This window comes from Lentzea kristufekii (assembly GCF_033949925.1).
In the GTDB taxonomy this organism is placed as follows: domain Bacteria; phylum Actinomycetota; class Actinomycetes; order Mycobacteriales; family Pseudonocardiaceae; genus Lentzea; species Lentzea kristufekii.
On record NZ_JAXAVV010000011.1, the window covers coordinates 49,545 to 68,567 of the forward strand.

Below are 19,023 nucleotides of genomic sequence, written 5' to 3' on the forward strand. Positions count from 1 at the left end.
GGGCCCAGCCCTCAGCGGGCTCGGGACAGGAGGCGGAGGCGTCCATCTTGGACTTCGGCGATCCGGTCGACGCCGGTGAGGTGGCCGCGGTCGTGGGTGACCAGGACGGTGGCGGTGGCCTGGTGGTGGGTGAGACGGGTGATGAGATCGATGACGGCGGCTCCACGGTCGTGGTCGAGGGCGCTGGTGGGTTCGTCGACCAGCAGGACAGCGGGGTCGTTCATCAGGGCGCGGGCGATGTTCACACGCTGGCGCTGGCCGCCGGAGAGTTGGTGCGGGCGGCGCTGCGCCTGTGGTGCGAGGCCGACGGCGTCGAGCAACTCCATCGCGCGGGTGCGGGCCTTGACCGGGGAGCGGCCGTCGATCTGAGCCATGACCTGGAGCTGTTCGGACGCGGACAGGGCGGGCAGCAGGTTGGGCTGCTGGAAGACGATGCCGATCTTGTGGCGGCGCAGATCGGTGAGTTCGCCGCGGGTCATGCCGGTGGTCGTGGTGCCGTCGACGGTGACCGTGCCGGTGTCGGGGGTGATCAGGGTGGCGGCGACCGCGAGCAGGCTGGACTTGCCGGAGCCGGAGGGGCCGACCACGGCGGTCAGGCTTCCTCGGGGGACGTCCAGGGTGACCTGGTCGAGTGCGGTGAGGCGGGAGCCACCGTCGGGGTAGGTGAGGGTGACGTCGGTCAGGGTGAGGCTCATCGGGTGTTTCCCAAGGCGGTCAGCGGGTCGACTGAGGTGATGCGGCGGATCGCGAGTGCGGCTCCCAGTGCCCCGAGCAAGATCATCACGGCGGCCGGGACGAGCACGGTGGCGGGGGTGAGCACGAAGGGAACGGTGGAGCCGGAGATGGCGGCACCGAGGCCGGCGGCGAGGCCGGTTCCGACGAGGGTTCCGCCTGCGAGCAGGACGACGGCCTGGCCCAGCGCGTCCTTGAGCAGCCCGGCCGTGGTGGCGCCGAGCGCCTTGAGGACGGCGATGTCACCACTGCGCTGGATGGTCCAGACGGTGAAGAACGCGCCGATGATCAGGGCGGAGATGGCGAACAGGAAGCCGCGCATGAGTTGCAGGGAGCCGTTCTCGGAGGCGTAGGAGCCGATCGCGGACAAGGAGTCGTCCTTCGAGACCGTCCTGGTTCCCGCAGCCTGGTCGGCGGCGGCGAGATCGGCGTCGGAGGTGGTGGTGAGGGCGATCACGGTCGCGGTCGGATCGCCGCCGGTGCCGGCGGGCGGCGCCGTTGCGCGCCAGACGTCGAGGGTGGTCCAGATGACCGGGGTGTGGCTGAAGGACGCGTCGCCTGACACCGCGGCCACGGTCAGCTGCCGTCCACTCAGGACGATGCTGCCACCGGACCGGATTCCCAGGTCGGCGGCGGCCGTGGCGGACAGCACCGCGGAGTGCTCGGTGAGCTTCCCGCTGTCCGGGGTGAGGTGGGATCCGCTTCGGACGCCGAAGACCGAGACACCGGTGCTCCGGTCACCTGCGGTGGCCTTGGTGGTGGTGATGCCCAGGGGCTCGACGGTGGTGACTCCGGGGGTGGTGGCCCATCGCCGCCACTGCATCTCGGTGACGGTGGAGTTGGCGTAGGACAGCCCCTGATCACCGCTGGGTGCGGCGAAGACGATCCTGTCGGCGGGCAGGCCGGTGATGGCGGAGACGTTCTGCCGGCCGAGTCCGGCGGTCAGTCCGGACAGCAGGCCGACCAGCAGGGTGATCAGCACGATCACGGTTCCCATCAGGGCGAAACGCCCCTTGGCGAACCTGAGTTCTCTCCAGGCGACGAACAAGACCTCGATCTGTCCTTCCAGCGGGGATCGGTACGGTTCCACGGTCGCCGTCAGCGCCCTGCCGCGGCATCTGGCCGGGGATGGCACTTCACGAGCCGGAAGAGAGCGCTCCGGCTCCACCTTTCGACAGAGGTGACTGCGCTGCGGCCCGCGTAGCCTGGACACACCGTGAACGCCGCCGCTCCCGCTCTGACACCGACCAACCGGGTACTGACCTGGTGCCTGCACCTCCTGCTCATCGCGTTGCTCGTCCTGGCAGTGGCACGGGCCGTGGCCGGGGGCGATCCGCAGGCCTCAGCGGTCGTCGCGGTCGCGGTGGTCTGCGGGGTGGTGTACGCGGCTGGACCGGTGCTACCCCGTGTCCGCACGTCTCGGCTTGCCGCCGCGGGATGGCTGGGCGCCGTAAGCGCCATGTGGCTGGTCCTGGTGCTGCTGACCGCCGACGCCGTGTGGGTGGCCTTCCCCCTGTACTTCCTCCAGCTCCACCTGCTGCCACGCCGAGCCGGCCTGGTCGCGGTGATCGCCACGGCGCTGGCCGCGGTCATCGCCTTCGGCGCGCACCAGGGCGTCTTCAGCCCGGTCACCGCGATCGGCCCGATGCTCGGCGCCGCCGTCGCGGTCGCCGTGGTCTGGGGCTACCAGGCGCTCTACCGGGAGAGCGAGCAACGCAGGCGCCTGATCGAGGAGCTCACCGCGACCCGTGCCGACCTGGCCCGCGCCCAGCACACCGCCGGGGTGCTGGCCGAACGGGAACGCCTGGCCCGCGAGATCCACGACACCCTCGCCCAAGGGCTGTCCAGCATCCAGCTGCTGCTGCACGCCACAGAACGGTTGCTGCCCGACACCTCGGGCAACGCCGCCCGCTACGTGGGCCAAGCCCGCCAGGCCGCAGCGGACAACCTCGCCGAAGCACGCCGTTTCGTCGCCGCCCTCACCCCACCCGCCCTCGACGACAGCACGCTGGCAGACGCCCTGGAGCGTTTGTGCGCCACCACCGGTGCCCGCCATCACATCACCGCGCGGGTCCACCTCACCTGCGATCCGGTCCCGCTGCCGACGGCACACGAGGTCGCCCTGCTGCGCATCGCCCAGGCCGCCATCGCGAACACCGTCCGCCACGCGAACGCCACCACCGTCGAGATCACCCTGAGCCACCTGGGCGACGAGATCGCGCTCGGCGTCGTCGACGACGGAACCGGCTTCGACCCCGAAAGCCTTCCCGCTCCCGATCCCGGCGCGGGAGGCTTCGGCCTGGCTGCCATGCGCACCCGCGCCCGCGCGCTGGGCGGCTCCCTCACCGTCGAGTCGGCCCCCGGCCACGGCACCGCCGTGGCCGCTCGGCTTCCCCTGCCGCGATCCACCGACACGCAGCCCGAGGTCCTTCCATGACCGACACCCCGATCCGTCTCCTGCTCGCCGACGACCATCCTGTGGTCCGTGCAGGGCTGCGAGCCGTGCTGGAGACCGAGCCCGGCTTCGTCGTGGTCGCCGAGGCCGCGACCGCCGAAGCCGCCGTGGCGCGCGCCACCGAGGGCGACATCGACGTCGTCCTGATGGACCTGCGGTTCGGCCCCGGAATGACCGGAGCCGAGGCGACTGCCGCGATCACCGCTCATCCCGGCGCGCCCCGCGTTCTCATCGTCACCACCTACGACACCGATGCCGACACGCTGCCCGCCATCGAGTCCGGCGCCACCGGGTACCTCCTCAAGGACGCCCCTCCCGACGACCTGGCCGCCGCAGTCCGCACTGCCGCAGCAGGGCGAACCACCCTGGCCCCCACCGTCGCCGACCGGCTCCTGAACCGGATGCGCATGCCCGACGCCGCGTTGACACGGCGGGAGATCGAAGTGCTCGCCCTGGTCGCCGACGGGCTGTCCAACCGGGCCATCGCGGCGCGCCTGCACCTGACCGAAGGCACCGTGAAGTCGCACCTCGCCCGCTCCTACACCAAACTCGGCGTCGACTCACGCACCGCCGCCGTCGCGACCGCGATCGACATCGGCCTGATCCGCCGACGGTGATGATCCGGTGACGCAGGCCGATGGACGCTTCTAGCCGATGCCCATCAGCGTCGATTCGACCAGCGTCATGACAGCACGGGCGGCTCGGCGCTCGTAGCTGCCTGGGCCGTCCAGCGGGTGGAGGAGGTACTTGTACGCCTTGCGGCTGTCAATCGGATGTTGAGGTAATCTGGATGTTCAGAACATCTCAGTTGCGTTCGGCGGGGAGTGGCGATGGTTCGGCTGACTCGGGTGCAGCAGCAGGCGCGCACGCGTGCCGCGGTGCTGGCGGCAGCTAGGGAGGAGTTCGCCGAGCACGGTTTCCAGCCGGCGAAGGTCGACCGGATCGCCGAACGGGCGGAGCTGACGCGCGGGGCGGTGTACTCGAACTTCCCGAGCAAACGCGCGCTCTACCTGGCGGTGCTGATCGACCTGATCGAGAAGGCCTCCGCGGGTGAACCTCGGGCGACGGTGTCGCCGACGTCGAGGGTCGACGCGCTCGGGGTGTTCGCGAGGGTCTGGCTTGAACGGCTGCCGCTGGTGGGCGACTCGGCGCCGGGCGGCCGGCTGCAGTTGCGGTCGCTGGACGGTGTCTTCGACGACGCGCACGGTCCGGCCGTGCTGGCGCAGCTCGCCCGGCTGGAGGCGTTGTTGCTGGCCATCGCCCTCGAACGGGGCGCGCCGGCCCGGCGGGTGCGGCTGGCGGAGCTGGTGCTGACGATGCTGGACGGCGCCGGCCACCGGGCCGAGACGTCGCCGGGGTTCGGTGACCCGTTCGACGTCGCGCACGCGTGCAGGCACCTGGCCGAGATCGGCCTGGAGGACACCTGGGCGCCGCCGCACCTGCCGTACGTCGCCCCGGCGCGGACATGTGCGGACGCCTGGACCGCGCCCGAGGGGCTCGTGGATCAGATCAGCGGTGAACGGGTGGATCTCTCGAACGGACTGGTGGTGGTGCTGGGCGCGGGGCGTCTCGGCGCGGCCGAGGAAGCCGTGCGGTCCGCGAAGCCCGGCGAACAGGTCACGCTGGCCGTCGTCACCGGCGATCCGGAGGAGACCGGGCGCCTCGTCCGGCTCCGGGTGACGGACGCCGTCGGTTGTCTGAGGCGGGTGTTCGCGCCCGAGGTCTGGCAGCACGTCCGGCTGGTGCTCGACGACGACGCGCTGGTGGCGTCGGCGATCGGCCTCACCGATCCCGGCGACGACACCGAGTCCGCAATCAGCGTGCGGGACGGCGTGATCGTCGCGCGCGCCCACGGCCGCGGTGCCGGGTACGCGGCTGGTGCGCGCCGGCGGGAGGCGACCTCATGAGCAACGATCTGTCGGTGCTGCACGCGTTGCGCTGCGTCGGCACCACCGGACTCACCCGCGTGGCGTCGTTCACGGGGCTCGAAGAGTCCGATGTGGAGTCCGAGCTGATCGACCTGGCGGTCGCGGGCCTCGTCACGCACCACAAGGGTTTCGGCGGGTGGGCGCTGACGGAGTCCGGCCGGTCCGCCGACGCGGCGCGGATCAAGGCCGAGCTGGAGTCGGCCGGCACCCGCCCCGCGCTGGCCGAGGCGTTCGACGCGTTCCTCGTGCTCAACCCCGAACTGCTCGACCTGTGCACGGCGTGGCAGATCCGGTCCGCCGACGGCGTCACGACCGTCAACGACCACAGCGACACCGCCTACGACGCCCGGGTTCTCGCCCTGTTCAGCGACTTCCACGCCCGTGCCGTCGTGGTGATCGCCGCTCTGGCCGCCGCCGCGCCCCGCTTCGACCGGTACGACGCGCGCCTGTCCGAAGCCCTGGACCGCGCTCAGGCGGGGGAGCGGGAACGCCTGGCCGACACCATCGACTCGTACCACGCGATCTGGGCGGAACTGCACGAGGACCTGCTCGCCACACTGGGGATCGCGCGATGGGGTGGGTGAGGCACCTCTCCGGCGCGCTCGGCGAACCGCCGGAGGTCGTGGGCGGCAAGGCACACGGCCTCGTGCTGCTGCACCGCCTCGGCCTGCCGGTGCCCGCCGGCTTCGTCGTCACCACCGAAGCGTGCCGGGTCTTCCTTCGCACGGGCCGGCTTCCCGACGGTCTCGGTGACGAACTGGCTTCCGCCGTCGAGGCGCTGGGGCCGTCGATGGTCTCGGTGCGCTCCGGGGCCGCCGTGTCGATGCCCGGCATGATGGACACGATCCTCAACCTCCGCCCCACGCCGGACTCGCTGGACGAGGCGCTGCAGTCGGTGTTCTCGTCGTGGGACACGCCCCGCGCCCGCACCTACCGCACCCTGCACGGCATCCCACACGACCTCGGCACGGCCGTGATCGTGCAGCGGATGGTGTTCGGCGACCGCGACGACCGCAGCGGCTCCGGTGTGGCGTTCAGCCGCGACCCCGGCACGGGCGAGAACGTGCCATTCGGTGAAGTCCTCTTCGGACACCAGGGCGACGACGTCGTCTCGGGCCGGTCGCTGACCCTGCCCCTGCGCACACTCGCGGACCGCGAACCCGCGGTCTGGCAGGACCTTCTCGACGCCCTGCGCCGCATCGAACAGCACTACCGCGACGCGTGCTACGTCGAGTTCACCTTCGAGTCGGGTGTGTTGTGGCTGCTGCAGGTGCGGCGAGGCAGGTTCACCGGCGCCGCCGCCGTCCGGCTGGCCACCGACCTGGCCGACGCCCACGCGATCGCCCGGGACGAAGCACTCCTGCGAGTGACACCGCACGACCTCCGGCACGTCCGCGTACCCCGGATCGCTCCGGATGCCGACGTCATCGCGCGCGGACTGGGCGTCTGCCCCGGAGTGGCGGCGGGCAGGGTGGCGGTCACGGCCGACGAGGCGGTGCGCATGGCCGCCGACGGCCCGGTGGTCCTGGTGCGTCCGGAGACGTCGCCGGAGGACATCCGCGGCCTGGCCGCGGCCACCGGCATCGTCACCGCCCGGGGCGGCCCGGCGAGCCACGCGGCCGTCGTCGCCCGCTCGATGGGCAAACCCGCCGTGGTGGGCGTTGCCGACCTCGTCGTGGGCATCGACTCGGTGGCGCTGGGCGGGCACACCGCCGGTGTGGGCGCAGTGGTCACCATCGACGGGACCGGCGGCGAGGTCGTGTTCGGCACGCCGCGCATCGCCACGGGAGGGGCGGACGAGCACCTGGGACGGTTGCTCGGGTGGGCGGACGAGGTGTCGGGGGACCGCTCGGAGCGGGACGAGGCCGAGCGCATCGAGGCCGCGCACGCTGTGCTTCGGCGGCGCTAGAGGGGCGTGCGTCTCGCAGCGCTGGTATCCGATGGCGGCTGACATCGGTGCTGTCGCCGGTGTCAGGGCCGTGACAGCCCTGTGTCCGGCCTGTTGGCGAACGTGGTCACAACAACCACGAAAGCCGACAAGGGGAGACACGAGATGTCCACGTTCACCACGCCGAACCCGATCACCGCCACGCTGACCACCGCAGGCGCCCGTGTGCGGATCGCCGCCAGTGAGCGGGCAGACACGGTGGTCCGGGTCGAACCCGTCAACAGCGCCAACGTCAAGGACGTGAAGGTCGCCGAGAAGACCAAGGTCGACTTCGCCGACGGCGTGCTGGCGGTCAAGACGACCAAGTCGGGGGACCAGAACGGCTCCGTCGCCATCACGATCGAACTGCCGGCCGGGTCCAGTCTGATCCTGAACACGGCGTGGACGGAGGTGCAGGCCGACGGCGTGCTCGGCGACTGCGAGGTCAACATCGGGTCGGGGCAGGTCCAGCTCGACCGCGTCGCCGCGCTGCGGGGCAACCTCGGGGTGGGCGGGCTCGCGGTCGGGCACGTCGCCGGGTCCGCCGTGCTCGAGGGCAGCTCGGCCGGTGTGCGGATCGGTGAGGTCGAAGGCGTCGTCAGGTACCGGGGCACGACCGGGAAGGTCTGGATCGGCCATGCCCGCTCGGACGTCGATCTGGGCGGCTCGAACGGCAGCTTCGACATCGGCCGGGCCGACGGCGGCGTCGTCGCCAAGGCGGCCGGCTGTCCGATCCGGATCGGACGGGTCACGCGTGGCCGGGTGGAGGCGATGAACGCCTCCGGTGGCATCGAGATCGGTGTCAGCGAGGGCACCTCCGCCGAGGTCGACGCGAAGAGCACGAAGGGTCTGGTGCGCAGCACGGTGTTCACGCAGGACAACCCCGAGGTCGAGGTTTACGCCCGCACCCGGCTCGACGACATCGTCGTCCGCCGCGTTGCCGCCTGAGTCCGCTGTCAGGGCACTGCCAGTCGGCCGTGGCAGGATCGGGCGGGTGCAGATCGGGATTCTGGGACCGTTCGAGGTTCGTGCGGACGACGGCACTCTCGCGGACGTGCCAGGTGCACGGCTGCGTGCGCTGCTGATCGCCCTCGCGCTCCAACCGGGTCGCGTGGTCCCGAAAGCGACGCTCGTCGACTGGATCTGGGGCGAGAACCCGCCTGCCGATTCGGCGAACGCCTTGCAACGCTTGGTTTCCCGGCTGCGCAAGGCGCTGCCGGATCCGTTGGTCGAAGGGATGACGGACGGGTACCGCCTGGCGGTGGATCCCGATGCTGTGGACGCGGTGCGGTTCGAACGCCTCGGCGCCCGTGCTCGTGCCGACGAGGGATCGCTGCGGGTCCAGCGGCTGCGTGATGCTCTCGAGTTGTGGCGTGGCCCGGCCCTGCAGGACGTCGGTTTGCAGGAGAGCGCCGCATTCGACGCCGCGGCCACCCGGCTCGAAGGGCTGCGCCTTGCCGCCGTGGAGGACCGGTTCGCCGCGGAGATCAGCCTCGGCCGAGGCGCGGAGCTGGTCACGGAACTGACCGACCTGGTGGCCGCGCATCCCGTGCGGGAGAAACTCGTCGCCGCGCTGATGCGCGCACTCGTCGCGGCCGGCCGCAACAGCGAGGCGCTGCACGCGTACCAGCGCACGAGGGAAGCGCTGGCCGACGAGCTGGGCGTCGATCCCTCACCGGAGTTGTCCGCGCTGCACGTCGCACTGCTGCGCGGCGAAGTCGGTCGCGGTGAGGAGAACCGCAAGACCAACCTGCGCGCCGAACTGACCAGCTACATCGGCAAGGACGCGGATGTCACCGCGGTGCGCGAGCTGGTCGCCGGCCATCGGCTCACCACCCTGACCGGACCGGGAGGGTCGGGAAAGACGAGGCTGGCAACGGAGACCGCGCGCACGCTGCTCGGCGACCTGCCGGACGGGGTGTGGCTGGTGGAGCTCGCCGCCATCGGCGCTGAGAGTGAGGGGGGTGGGCCCGAAGGGCAGGGGGGCGGGAAGAACACGGTGGCGCAGCCGGCGCTCGCCGCGCTCAGCCTCCGGGACGCGCTGCTCGGCGAAGCGACGAGCGCGGAGCCGATGGAGCGGCTCATCTCCGCGATCCGCGAGCGCGAGGCGCTGCTCGTGCTGGACAACTGCGAGCACGTGATCGAGTCGGCGGCGGCGTTCGCTCATCGGCTGCTGGGGGAGTGCCGGCGGCTGCGAATCCTGGCGACCAGCCGCGAGCCGCTCGGCATCACCGGCGAGGCGTTGTGGTCGGTCGGACCGCTGGACCTGTCGGCGGCAGTTCAACTGCTGCGGGAACGAGCGGCCGCCGTGCGCACCGACCTCGTGGTCGACGCCGGTACGTTGGCGACGATGACGCGCGTCTGCCGGGCGCTGGACGGGATGCCGCTCGCGATCGAACTGGCCGCGGCCAGGTTGCGCACCATGCCCATCGACCAGCTGGCCACACGGCTCGACGACCGGTTCCGCCTGCTGACCGGAGGCAGCCGCACCGCGTTGCCCCGCCACCGGACGTTGCGCGCGATGGTCGACTGGAGCTGGGAGCTGCTGACCGCCGCCGAACGGGTGGTGCTGCGCAGGCTCTCGGTGTTCGCCGGCGGTGCCGGCCTGGAAGCGGCCGAGCGGGTCTGCGCGGATGAGGCTGTCGAGGAGTACGAGGTCCTGGACCTGCTCACCTCGCTGACCGAGAAGTCGCTGCTGGTCGTCGGTGACGAGGGCGCACCGCGGTACCGGATGCTCGGCACGATCAAGGAGTACGCCGCGCACCGGCTCACCGAGGCAGGGGAGTCGGAGCTGGCTCGCCAAGCGCACCTCGCCTTCTTCACCGAACTCGCCGAAACAGCGGCACCGCACCTGCTCCGCGCCGAACAGCTGACCTGGCTCGCCGCACTGAGTGCCGAGCACGACAACATCAGTGCCGCGATGCGTGGTGCGCTCGCAGCCGGTGAAGCGCATGCGGCGATGCGGCTGGCGGCGGGCGCCGGCTGGTACTGGTGGCTCGTCGGGCACAAGGCCGAGGGCTTGGAGCTGATCCTCGCGGCCACCGAGACGCCGGGCGAGGTCCCCGACGACATCCGGGCCTGGGTGTACGGCCTCGTCGTGACGTTCGTGAGTTCCGGGCTGGGTGACGAACGCCATGCGGCGGAGTGGATCCACCGGACCTACGAGCTCTACCAGCGTCTTCAGGTTCGCCCCCCGATGCTGGGGCTGGTCGCCTCGCTGGAACGCATGTTGCGGGAGCCGGACAGGACTCCGTCCGCGTGGGAAGTGGCGCTGGACAGCGAGGATCCCTGGGTGCGTGCGATAGGCCGGCTGCACCTCGGGAAGATGCGGATCGCAGTCGGCCAAGCCGGGCCGGAGGCAGATCAGTTCCTGGAGGAGGCGCTCGTCGAGTTCCGGGTGCTCGGCGAACGGTTCGGGATCTCGTTCGCCCTGACCGAGCTGGCGGACCGGATCGCCACGCGCGGAGAGTTCGCTGAGGCGTGCGATCACTACGAAGAGGCGATCGCGGTCGTCACCGAGATCGGTGCCGTCGACGACGTCATCCGGATGCGCGCGCGGCAAGCTCAGCTGTACTGGCTGATGGGCGACAAGGACGCGAGCGCGGCCGCCATGGCCGAGGCCGAGCGGTGTGCGAAAGGCGTCACCTGGCCGGATGCGCTCGCCATGCTGGCCCTTGCGAAGGCGGACCTCGCGCGGTGGAACGGCGATGCCGACACGGCGTACGAACAGCTCGGTGTCGCGACCGCCGTGTGGGGCACCGACGCGAGGCAGGTGAGTATCCGCGCCGCGACACACGTACTGCTCGGCTACCTGACCGACGATCTCGGCGAGGCCAGGGACTTCCTCGTCGGCGCGTACCAGGCGGCGGCCGAGGTGGGGTACGCGCCCACGATCGCGCATGTGCTCGTCGCGGTCGCGGACCTGGCACTGCGCCGCGACCAGCACGAGCAGGCCGCCCAGCTGCTCGCGGCGAGCACCGCCGTGCGCGGACTACCGGATCGTTCACACCTCGACGTGGACCGGATCGAGCGGGCAACACGAAGCCACCTCGGCAACGCGGCGTTCGACGAGGCCGCTCGAGTGGGTGCGGAGACGAGCTGGAGCGACCTCGTGGCGGTCGCACTCGCTCCCTGACATGCCGGGCTGACGCGGGCACGGCCCGTGTCAGCGCCGTGACAGTCCCGTGTCCGGCTCATCGGCGACCGTGGTGGCAACACACCATCACGAGGGGAATTCCGATGAGCCAGACGGTTTCCGTGCCGCAGGGCCTGCCGATGGAGCGCGACGCGGGCCCGTTCGACCCGCCCAGCCAGATCACCGGGTTGCGTGAAGTGCGCCCGGTCAGCCCCATGGTCTTCCCGGACGGCCACGAGGGCTGGCTGATCACCGGCTACGACGTGGTGCGCCAGGTCATGGCCGACACCAGGTTCAGCAATCGCCAGGACATCGGCGTCATCCACGTGCCGTTCGAGACCCCCGGCATGCCGGGGGCCACCGAACCGTCCCCGCAGACGCCGGGCCTGTTCATCAGCATGGACCCGCCGGACCACACCCGGTTGCGCCGCAAGCTGACCGGCGCGTTCACGGTCAAGCGGATGAAGCAGCTCGAAGAGGGCATCATCGCGATCACCGAACAGCAGCTGGACGAGCTGGCTCGCCTGACCCCGCCGGTCGACCTGGTGCGCGAGTTCGCGTTGCCGGTGCCGTCACTGGTGATCTGCGAGCTGCTCGGCGTCCCCTACGCGGACCGCGAGACCTTCCAGTCGAACTCCTCGAAGTTCATGGAACGGGACATCACGCTCGAGGACAAGATGGCCGCGGTCGGTGCCATGTTCGGCTACCTCGCCGAACTGGTCATGGGCAAGCGCGCCGACCCCGGTGAGGACATCCTGTCCGACCTGGCTCGCGACGAGGACCTCACCATCGAGGAACTGTCCGGGATGGCTTTCCTGCTGCTGCTCGCGGGGCACGAGACCACCGCGAACATGCTGGCGCTGGGGACGTTCGCCCTCCTGGAGCACCCTGCGGAAATGGCGGAGCTGCGCGAGAACCCGGATCTGCTCCCCGACGCCGTCGAGGAGCTCATGCGCTACCTGTCCGTGGCCGACATCTTCTACCGCTACGCCACGGAGGACATCGAGCTCGGCGGCGAAATCATCCCCGCCGGCTCCACCGTCGTCGTCTCGCTGCTGGCCGCCAACCGCGACCCGCAACGGTTCGAGAACCCGGATGTTCTGGACGTGCACCGCAAGGTCCGCGGTCAGGTCGCCTTCGGGCACGGCATCCACCAGTGCCTCGGCCAGCAGCTGGCCCGCATCGAGATGCGCGCCGGCTTCGAGGGGCTGCTGCGCCGCTTCCCGGCCTTGCAGCTCGCCGTTCCCGCCGGCGACGTGAAGCTCAGGACCGACATGCACATCTACGGCGTTCACGAACTTCCGGTCACCTGGGCCTGACCCACCATCCACTCAGGAGCGTCCGATGACGACACCACCCGCAATCCAAGTGCAAGGCCTGGAGAAGTCGTACAAGACGCTGAAGGTGCTGCGCGGCGTGGACTTCGACGTGGCTCGGGGCAGCATCTTCGCGCTGCTCGGCTCGAACGGCGCAGGCAAGACCACCGTCGTGAAGATCCTCTCCACACTGCTGAAAGCCGACGCGGGGACCGCCGGCGTCAACGGCTTCGACGTCACCACGCAGGCCGCGAACGTGCGGGAGTCCATCAGCCTCACCGGACAGTTCGCCGCCGTCGACGAGATCCTCACCGGCAGGGAGAACCTCGTGCTCGTCGCCCGGCTGCGGCACCTCGAAGGCCCCGGCAAGATCGCGGACGATCTGCTGGCCCGGTTCTCGCTGACCGACGCGGGCGCGCGGAGGGTGTCGACCTACTCGGGCGGCATGCGCCGCCGCCTCGACATCGCGATGAGCCTCGTCGGGAACCCGCCGGTCATCTTCCTCGACGAGCCGACGACCGGGCTCGACCCCGAAGGACGCCTCGAGGTGTGGCAGGCCGTCCGGGAGCTCGCCGGCCAGGGCACGACGGTGCTGCTCACGACGCAGTACCTGGACGAGGCCGAGCAACTCGCCGACCGGATCGCGATCCTGCACGAGGGCCGGATCATCGTGAACGGCACCCTCGCCGAGCTCAAGCAGCTGCTCCCGCCGGCCAAGCTCGAATACGTCGAGAAACAACCGACGCTCGAGGAAGTCTTCCTCGCACTGGTCGGTGCTCGCAAGGACACGACGTCGAGTGAGGAGCGATGATGACCAAGCACTTCTTCGTTGACACGATCGTCCTGTTGGGACGGTCCCTGAGTCACATCACGCGCAGTCTGGACACCATCCTCACGACCGTCATCACGCCGATCGCCATGATGCTGATGTTCGTCTACGTGTTCGGTGGCGCGATCCAGACCGGGTCCGGCTCGTACGTGAACTACCTGCTGCCCGGCATCCTGCTGATCACGGTCGCCTCCGGCATCGCTTACACCGCGTTCCGGCTGTTCATGGACATGCAGAGCGGCATCTTCGAGCGGTTCCAGTCCATGCCGATCGCGCGGTCGTCGGTGCTGTGGGCGCACGTGCTGACCTCGCTGGTCGCCAACCTGCTCTCGCTCGTGGTCGTCGTGCTCGTCGCTCTGCTCATGGGCTTCCGCTCGGGGGCGGGACCACTGGCGTGGCTCGCGGTCACCGGCATCCTGATCCTGTTCACCCTGGCGTTGACGTGGCTCGCCGTCATCCCCGGTCTCACCGCGAAGTCCGTGGACGGCGCGAGCGCGTTCTCCTACCCGCTGATCTTCCTGCCGTTCCTCAGCTCGGCCTTCGTACCCACCGACACCATGCCCGGCCCGGTACGAGCCTTCGCTGAGAACCAGCCGGTGACGTCCATCGTCAACGCCATCCGCGCCCTGTACACGCAGCAGCCGGTCGGTAGCGACATCTGGATCGCACTCGCCTGGTGCGTGGGCATCCTCGTCGTCGCGTACGTTCTCGCCACGATGACCTACCGCCGCAAGATCTCCTAGCGGGCGCAGGACGCTATTCCACGTGATTGCGTTGCGGGACAAGGTAACGCGGCCGGTCCAGCGGCGATGATCACGTGTGCTCCTTCCTTCCCGCCGCGGCAGATACGCAGCAATCGTCCTGGTGGCCGCCGGCGTCGCGTACACGATCCTGAGATCACCATTGGAGACCAACAACGCGCTTGCCGGCGTGCTGAGCGGCCTTCTCGCGTTGGTGGGGGCTGGTGCCGCGCTGTCGCGCTACCTCGATGCCCGCCGGATGCCCGTGGACACCGAGGCGGAAGGAGTCAAGCTCGCTGAAGAGTTGCTGAAGCGGTGGAGGCCGGAGCTCGCCACGCGGCGTCAGCGGTCCGGTGCCATGGACACGTTGCCGGTGCAGTGGCGGCAGGTCGCCCCTTCGGACCAGCCACGCCGCGTCGTCACCGGCAACCCGGAACAGGCAGTCCTGGACGTGGCGAGAGCCTTCCGCGCCCTGCCCGCACAGCGCGCCGTGCTGCTCGGCGAACCTGGCGGCGGCAAGACGTTCCTGGCCATCTCGCTGGTCGTCGGCCTGCTGAGCGAGGAGGCGGCCGACGACAAGGTGCCCGTGCTGCTGTCGCTGTCGGCGTGGGACCCGGTCGAGGACGACCTCGACACGTTCATCGTGCGCGCGCTGGCGGCCGCCCACTACGCCGGAGCCGAACGCATCCCGAAGGCCCTTCTGGACAAGAACGTGATCTTCCCCGTCCTCGACGGGCTCGATGAACTGCCTGAGCATCTGCGCCGCCGTGCGCTGAGCCGCATCAACGACACGCTTGCCGGGAACCGTCGCATCCTGCTCACCTGCCGGTCGGTCGAGTACGCGGAGGGCATCGCCGCGGGGGCGCCCGCGCTGAGCCAGTCCCCGGTGTTCGAGATCCTGCCGCTGATGCCGGGCCAGATCTCGCGCCGTCTCCGGACAGAGCCCCTGTGGGCGCCGGTCGCGGAGGCCATCGCGACGGACCCGGCGTGCCCGCTCGGCATCGCTTTGTCGACGCCGCTGATGCTCTCGTTGTTCACCAAGGCCTACGCCGGCCGGAACCCGGCCGACCTGCTCACCCTCACCAGCGGCAACGACGTGCGGGACCGCCTGGTCGACGTGCTGATCGACTCGGTCTATCCGGAGCAGGGCAGGGGATGGACCTCGCGCAGGGCCCGCCGCTACCTGACCTACCTCGCCCGTTACCTGCACGAGCACGCCGAGCGGGAGCTGAACTGGTGGGCACTGCCCAACCGCGTCCTGTCGCCCTGGACGGGCGCGCTCGTCGGCCTGGCCGGCGCCGGGGTGCTGGCCGCGGTGCTCGCCCCGCTGGAGGTCGACGATCCGACCGAGGTGGTGAACTCGCCGTTCATCTCGGCAGGCGTTTTCGGCCTCGTCTGCACCGTCCTGTGGTTCCTCGGCCTGGGTCGCCGGGCGGGCCGGGCGAGTCCGGGCTTCCGGCACGGCGCGCGCGACGGGGCGTTGCTCGTCCTGGTACCCGCGGCGATGATTCTCGTCATCGGCTTGGCTGCGGGAAGTGGGAAGGACACGGGCAAGTTCGTCGTCGGAGCGGTGTCTTTCGTGTGTCTGGCAGGGGCACTGGCGGCCCTGTGCGCTCTGGCGGTCGGACTCCACCGCCACCTGATCGCCCGAGCCGCGGTCGTCGGCCGTGCGGAGCCGGTCGACGTTCTGCGACGCGAACGACGAGCGACCCTGTTCGGTGCAGGCACCACGCTGGTGGTCGTCAGCACGCTCAGCGCGGCACTGTGGAAGGTCACGGAGGTCATCAGCCTGCACGTGGGCCAGCGCACCGCCGCCACGCTGGGCAAGCCCGTCACCATCACCGCCATCTCCACCGAGATGGAGAAACTGGACTCGACGCCCGTGATGGCGATCGTCGTGTTCATCGTGGCGGGAGCGGTTGTGCTTACGGCCGCGGTGCTGCTCACGAGCCGCTGGCCCCGGTACGTGGTGGCCAAGGTGCTGCTCTGGGCGACCGGCCAGCTGCCGTTGCGACTGGAGCTGTTCCTGGGAGACGCTCGTGACAAGGGGTTGCTGCGGGCGGGCGTCGCCGGATACGAGTTCTGGCACGTAGCACTGCAGGAACGCCTCGTCGTGCGAGGCAAGAACCTGCGGTCGGGGCGTCCGGTCGTCCGTGCTGCCGCTCTGTGGCTCGCCGCTGCCACGGTGGTGTCCGCGGTCGTGGTCGTCGATTTGACCCAGCCGAAGGCGTGCGCCACGACCGGTCTGCCGCACGCGGACTCCGGCCTGTTCACCGTCGTCGCCGCGGACGGGGAGTCGCCGTGCGCGGCGAAGCTCGACGCTGCCGACGTGGCGGCGAAGCTGGGCGGTGCTGTTTCCGAGACAGAGGCGGAGAAGGTGCGCTCACCGCACGTGAGGGGCGGATACCCTTCGCGCGTGCCCGTCCTCGGCGAGTTCTCGACCATGTCCTCCGGAACGTTCGACGAGGTCGCCAAAGGCATGAGTGCCGCCGGCGTGAATCTGGAGTTCGAGCTGTACACGTTGCCGCGCGACAGTCCGATCACGGATACCGCGGTCTCCCTCCTCGGGTCCAAGATCGGATACCGGCATGTCGCGTTCCTCCTGCGTTCCGACGGGTCTGTGCTGGTCACCGGTGCGGCGACCGCCTCGGTGACCACGAAGGACCCTGTCAAGATCGCCAAGGCCGCTGTCGCACACGCGGCGGGGCCGATTTCCAGCCTGTCGGCGGAAGCCGTCTTGGACGGGGTCGACGCTGATGAATGCGCAAGGCTGAAAGAGGAGCGTTTCGCGAAGAGCATCGATCTGAGAGGCCACACGGTCGGCGTCGCGGCCATGCGTTCGCTGGAAGCGTGTGGTGAGGCGGTGGTTGTGGCCAGCGCACCCGTTCCCCGGCGGTCCGGCCTCGATCGGACGCGCTATCTGATCGACGAACCGATCGAGAGAGCAGGCCAGTGCCGGGAAGCGCTGCCGCCTCCGGCAGAAGTTTCGGTAGCCGTGTGCACGGTCGTCCGGTTGGCGAACGGCATCTACTCCTGATTCCGACTCACCTGCACGATCACCCTGTGAGCACACCGATCCGGGACGTCAGTGCGTCCGGTTCGGATCGGCGCGGTCGTCCACAGTGGACTCATGCGGTTGCGGGCACTGCGTAACGATCGTGAGGAGTGTGTCGATCTGCTTTCAGCGAGTGTCATGAGCCTCGGCGATCAACGCGGACGAGGTCCAGCCGTTGCGCGCCTGTCAGGAGAAGATCGCATGCAGGACCCTTTGGACTCGATGGAGATCGCCCAGCCCGAGGAGAGCGGCTCGACGGTCCTGGTGGAGGTGCTCCCCGGGGTGGCTGTCGTGGCCGGTGAGGTCCCGCCGGACCTGAAGCCCGATCTGATCGACTTCGGCATCGTGCCGGCTGCCGACCGCAAGCAGATCTCAGCGATCCTCGCCTCGATCGGGAACGCGGCGACCGTGGCCGGCGATCTCGGGAACGCGTTCGCCGGCGTGCAGGGGCTCTACCGGATCGGCGACACCGCACAGGCCTTGCTGAGGAGCGGCGCGACGCTCGCGGTGAAGGACGGCGGGAACCTCGGAACTGTCATGAGTTCAGGCGGCATCGTGCACCAGGCCCGCTTCTACCCGGTGACCGCGGTGAGCAAGGCGCCGATCGCGGCCTCGGTCGGGCCGGCGCTGGCCATGGTCGCGTTGCAGATGATGCTGAACGAGGTCTCGGGTCTCGTCAGGACCAATCTCGCGGTGACGAACCAGGTCCTGACCACCGTCCGCAAGGATCAGTGGGCCGAGCTGACGGGGCTCGTCGCCGCTGTCGATCGCGCGGTCGAGCAGGCCCGGGAGATCGAGTCGGTGCCGACCTCGTTGTGGGAGGACGTCGCGGGCAGCGGAGCGTTGCTGCAGAAGCAGCTCGAGCTCTACCAGGGGAACGTCCGCGACCACGTCAAGCAGATCAGCCGGGCCGACGCACGCGGCCACCGCGAGTACCTGCAGACCAACGCCCAGGTCATCGCCTTCGACGTCCGTGCCCTGCTGTCCTCCCTCAACGCGTGGACGGGGTATCACGCGCTGCGTGCCGCGAGGGCGAGAGCGGCTGGACGCGCAGACGCAGCCGAGGCGCAGTACGCGGAGGTCATCGCCCGCGACACCCGCGCGGAGTTCGACTCGACCCTCGCCGAAATGACGGGCCTCGTCGATGCGCTGGTTCGGGAGCTTCGGCTCACGGTCGAGCTCCGCGATCCCGACGCGTGGCCGCTGTCGGGGAAGCGGAAGGACGTGAAGGCGGCCCGCGACATCTCCGCCCGGCTTCTGGAGGCGATCGAGCCTCTTGCCGACGCTCTCCGTCCGCCGGTCCCTCCGCTCGAGGCCCCTGGCGTCGTCTGCGGACCCGCGTCGCTGGACTCAGAGCCGTACCTCCGCGTTCTGCGGTGGCTCTTCGAGGACGGTGAGGTCCTGCGTGCCCTCGGTTTCCCCGAGCAGCTCGACGACGGTCCCATTTCCGCGATCGTCGGCGGAGCGAGGGGGATGCTGGCGGCAGCGATGGACAAGACCACGGACAGGACACTGGTCGCCGTCACGGATCGCCGCATCATCCTGGCCACGACGAACACGTTCCTCGAGCAGGCCGAGATCCACCAGGACATCCCGATCGACCAGGTGCGCTACGTCCGAGCACCAACCGCACCGGACAGCGGTTCGCGCTTGGTGATCGATCTCATCACGCGCGACGAGAACATCCGGTGGCTCTTCCACGCCGACGTCGACAACAGTCACGTGGACGCGCTCGCCGCCGTGCTCGCCGAGTCGATGACCATTCCGGACGTTGAACGCGATGAGCTTCAACGGCGGCGCTACGCCTCCGTTGGGACGGGTGAGAAGAGCGAGAATGCCGGCACGACGTCTACCGAACCGACCGGATTCGAGGCCACGACCTGCGATGCCGAGTAAACCCCACGGG

14 protein-coding genes are annotated in these 19,023 nt (G+C 70.0%); 12 read left to right on the forward strand and 2 right to left on the reverse strand.

From position 1 onward, the window contains the following. Nucleotides 1-11: 11 nt before the first annotated feature. The gene (locus SK571_RS22690) at nucleotides 12-695 is read right to left on the reverse strand and encodes an ABC transporter ATP-binding protein (RefSeq protein ID WP_319986090.1); all 684 of its coding nucleotides are present in this window, start codon (nucleotides 693-695) and stop codon (nucleotides 12-14) included. Continuing rightward, complete coding sequence (locus SK571_RS22695) at nucleotides 692-1,780, reverse strand: ABC transporter permease (protein WP_319986317.1); 1,089 nt, start codon at nucleotides 1,778-1,780, stop codon at nucleotides 692-694. The genes SK571_RS22690 and SK571_RS22695 overlap by 4 nt, the downstream gene beginning before the upstream one ends. Before the next feature lie 168 nt (nucleotides 1,781-1,948). Between SK571_RS22695 and SK571_RS22700 the strand changes: the two genes are divergently transcribed. From SK571_RS22700 to SK571_RS22755, 12 genes are all read left to right on the forward strand, one after another. Further along, nucleotides 1,949-3,169 (forward strand): sensor histidine kinase, encoded by a 1,221-nt coding sequence (locus SK571_RS22700; RefSeq protein WP_319986091.1) that lies wholly within the window; start codon nucleotides 1,949-1,951, stop codon nucleotides 3,167-3,169. After that, complete coding sequence (locus SK571_RS22705; protein ID WP_319986092.1) at nucleotides 3,166-3,804, forward strand: response regulator transcription factor; 639 nt, start codon at nucleotides 3,166-3,168, stop codon at nucleotides 3,802-3,804. Before SK571_RS22700 ends, SK571_RS22705 begins: the two co-directional genes overlap by 4 nt. A gap of 213 nt (nucleotides 3,805-4,017) precedes the next feature. Further along, a complete protein-coding gene (locus SK571_RS22710) occupies nucleotides 4,018-5,094 on the forward strand; it encodes a TetR/AcrR family transcriptional regulator (protein ID WP_319986093.1) in 1,077 nt (358 codons plus the stop codon). Then, nucleotides 5,091-5,699, forward strand: coding sequence for a transcriptional regulator (locus SK571_RS22715; protein ID WP_319986094.1), 609 nt, complete (start codon nucleotides 5,091-5,093; stop codon nucleotides 5,697-5,699). The genes SK571_RS22710 and SK571_RS22715 overlap by 4 nt, the downstream gene beginning before the upstream one ends. Then, nucleotides 5,687-7,024 (forward strand): PEP/pyruvate-binding domain-containing protein, encoded by a 1,338-nt coding sequence (locus SK571_RS22720; RefSeq protein WP_319986095.1) that lies wholly within the window; start codon nucleotides 5,687-5,689, stop codon nucleotides 7,022-7,024. The genes SK571_RS22715 and SK571_RS22720 overlap by 13 nt, the downstream gene beginning before the upstream one ends. A 144-nt stretch (nucleotides 7,025-7,168) precedes the next feature. Then, nucleotides 7,169-7,990: a DUF4097 family beta strand repeat-containing protein gene (locus SK571_RS22725; protein ID WP_319986096.1), complete on the forward strand. Its 822-nt coding sequence runs from the start codon at nucleotides 7,169-7,171 to the stop codon at nucleotides 7,988-7,990. A 46-nt stretch (nucleotides 7,991-8,036) separates the two neighbouring features. Continuing rightward, nucleotides 8,037-11,177, forward strand: coding sequence for a BTAD domain-containing putative transcriptional regulator (locus SK571_RS22730; protein ID WP_319986097.1), 3,141 nt, complete (start codon nucleotides 8,037-8,039; stop codon nucleotides 11,175-11,177). Nucleotides 11,178-11,281: 104 nt separating this feature from the next. Beyond that, nucleotides 11,282-12,496: a cytochrome P450 gene (locus tag SK571_RS22735; RefSeq protein WP_319986098.1), complete on the forward strand. Its 1,215-nt coding sequence runs from the start codon at nucleotides 11,282-11,284 to the stop codon at nucleotides 12,494-12,496. Nucleotides 12,497-12,521: 25 nt separating this feature from the next. Beyond that, a complete protein-coding gene (locus tag SK571_RS22740) occupies nucleotides 12,522-13,304 on the forward strand; it encodes an ABC transporter ATP-binding protein (protein ID WP_319986099.1) in 783 nt (260 codons plus the stop codon). Then, nucleotides 13,304-14,065, forward strand: a complete 762-nt coding sequence (locus SK571_RS22745) for an ABC transporter permease (protein WP_319986100.1) — start codon at nucleotides 13,304-13,306, stop codon at nucleotides 14,063-14,065. The genes SK571_RS22740 and SK571_RS22745 overlap by 1 nt, the downstream gene beginning before the upstream one ends. Before the next feature lie 121 nt (nucleotides 14,066-14,186). After that, nucleotides 14,187-17,099: an NACHT domain-containing protein gene (locus SK571_RS22750; RefSeq protein ID WP_319986101.1), complete on the forward strand. Its 2,913-nt coding sequence runs from the start codon at nucleotides 14,187-14,189 to the stop codon at nucleotides 17,097-17,099. A 219-nt stretch (nucleotides 17,100-17,318) separates the two neighbouring features. Then, entirely contained in the window at nucleotides 17,319-19,013 is a 1,695-nt protein-coding gene (locus SK571_RS22755) for a hypothetical protein (RefSeq protein ID WP_319986102.1), read from the forward strand. Nucleotides 19,014-19,023: the final 10 nt, after the last annotated feature.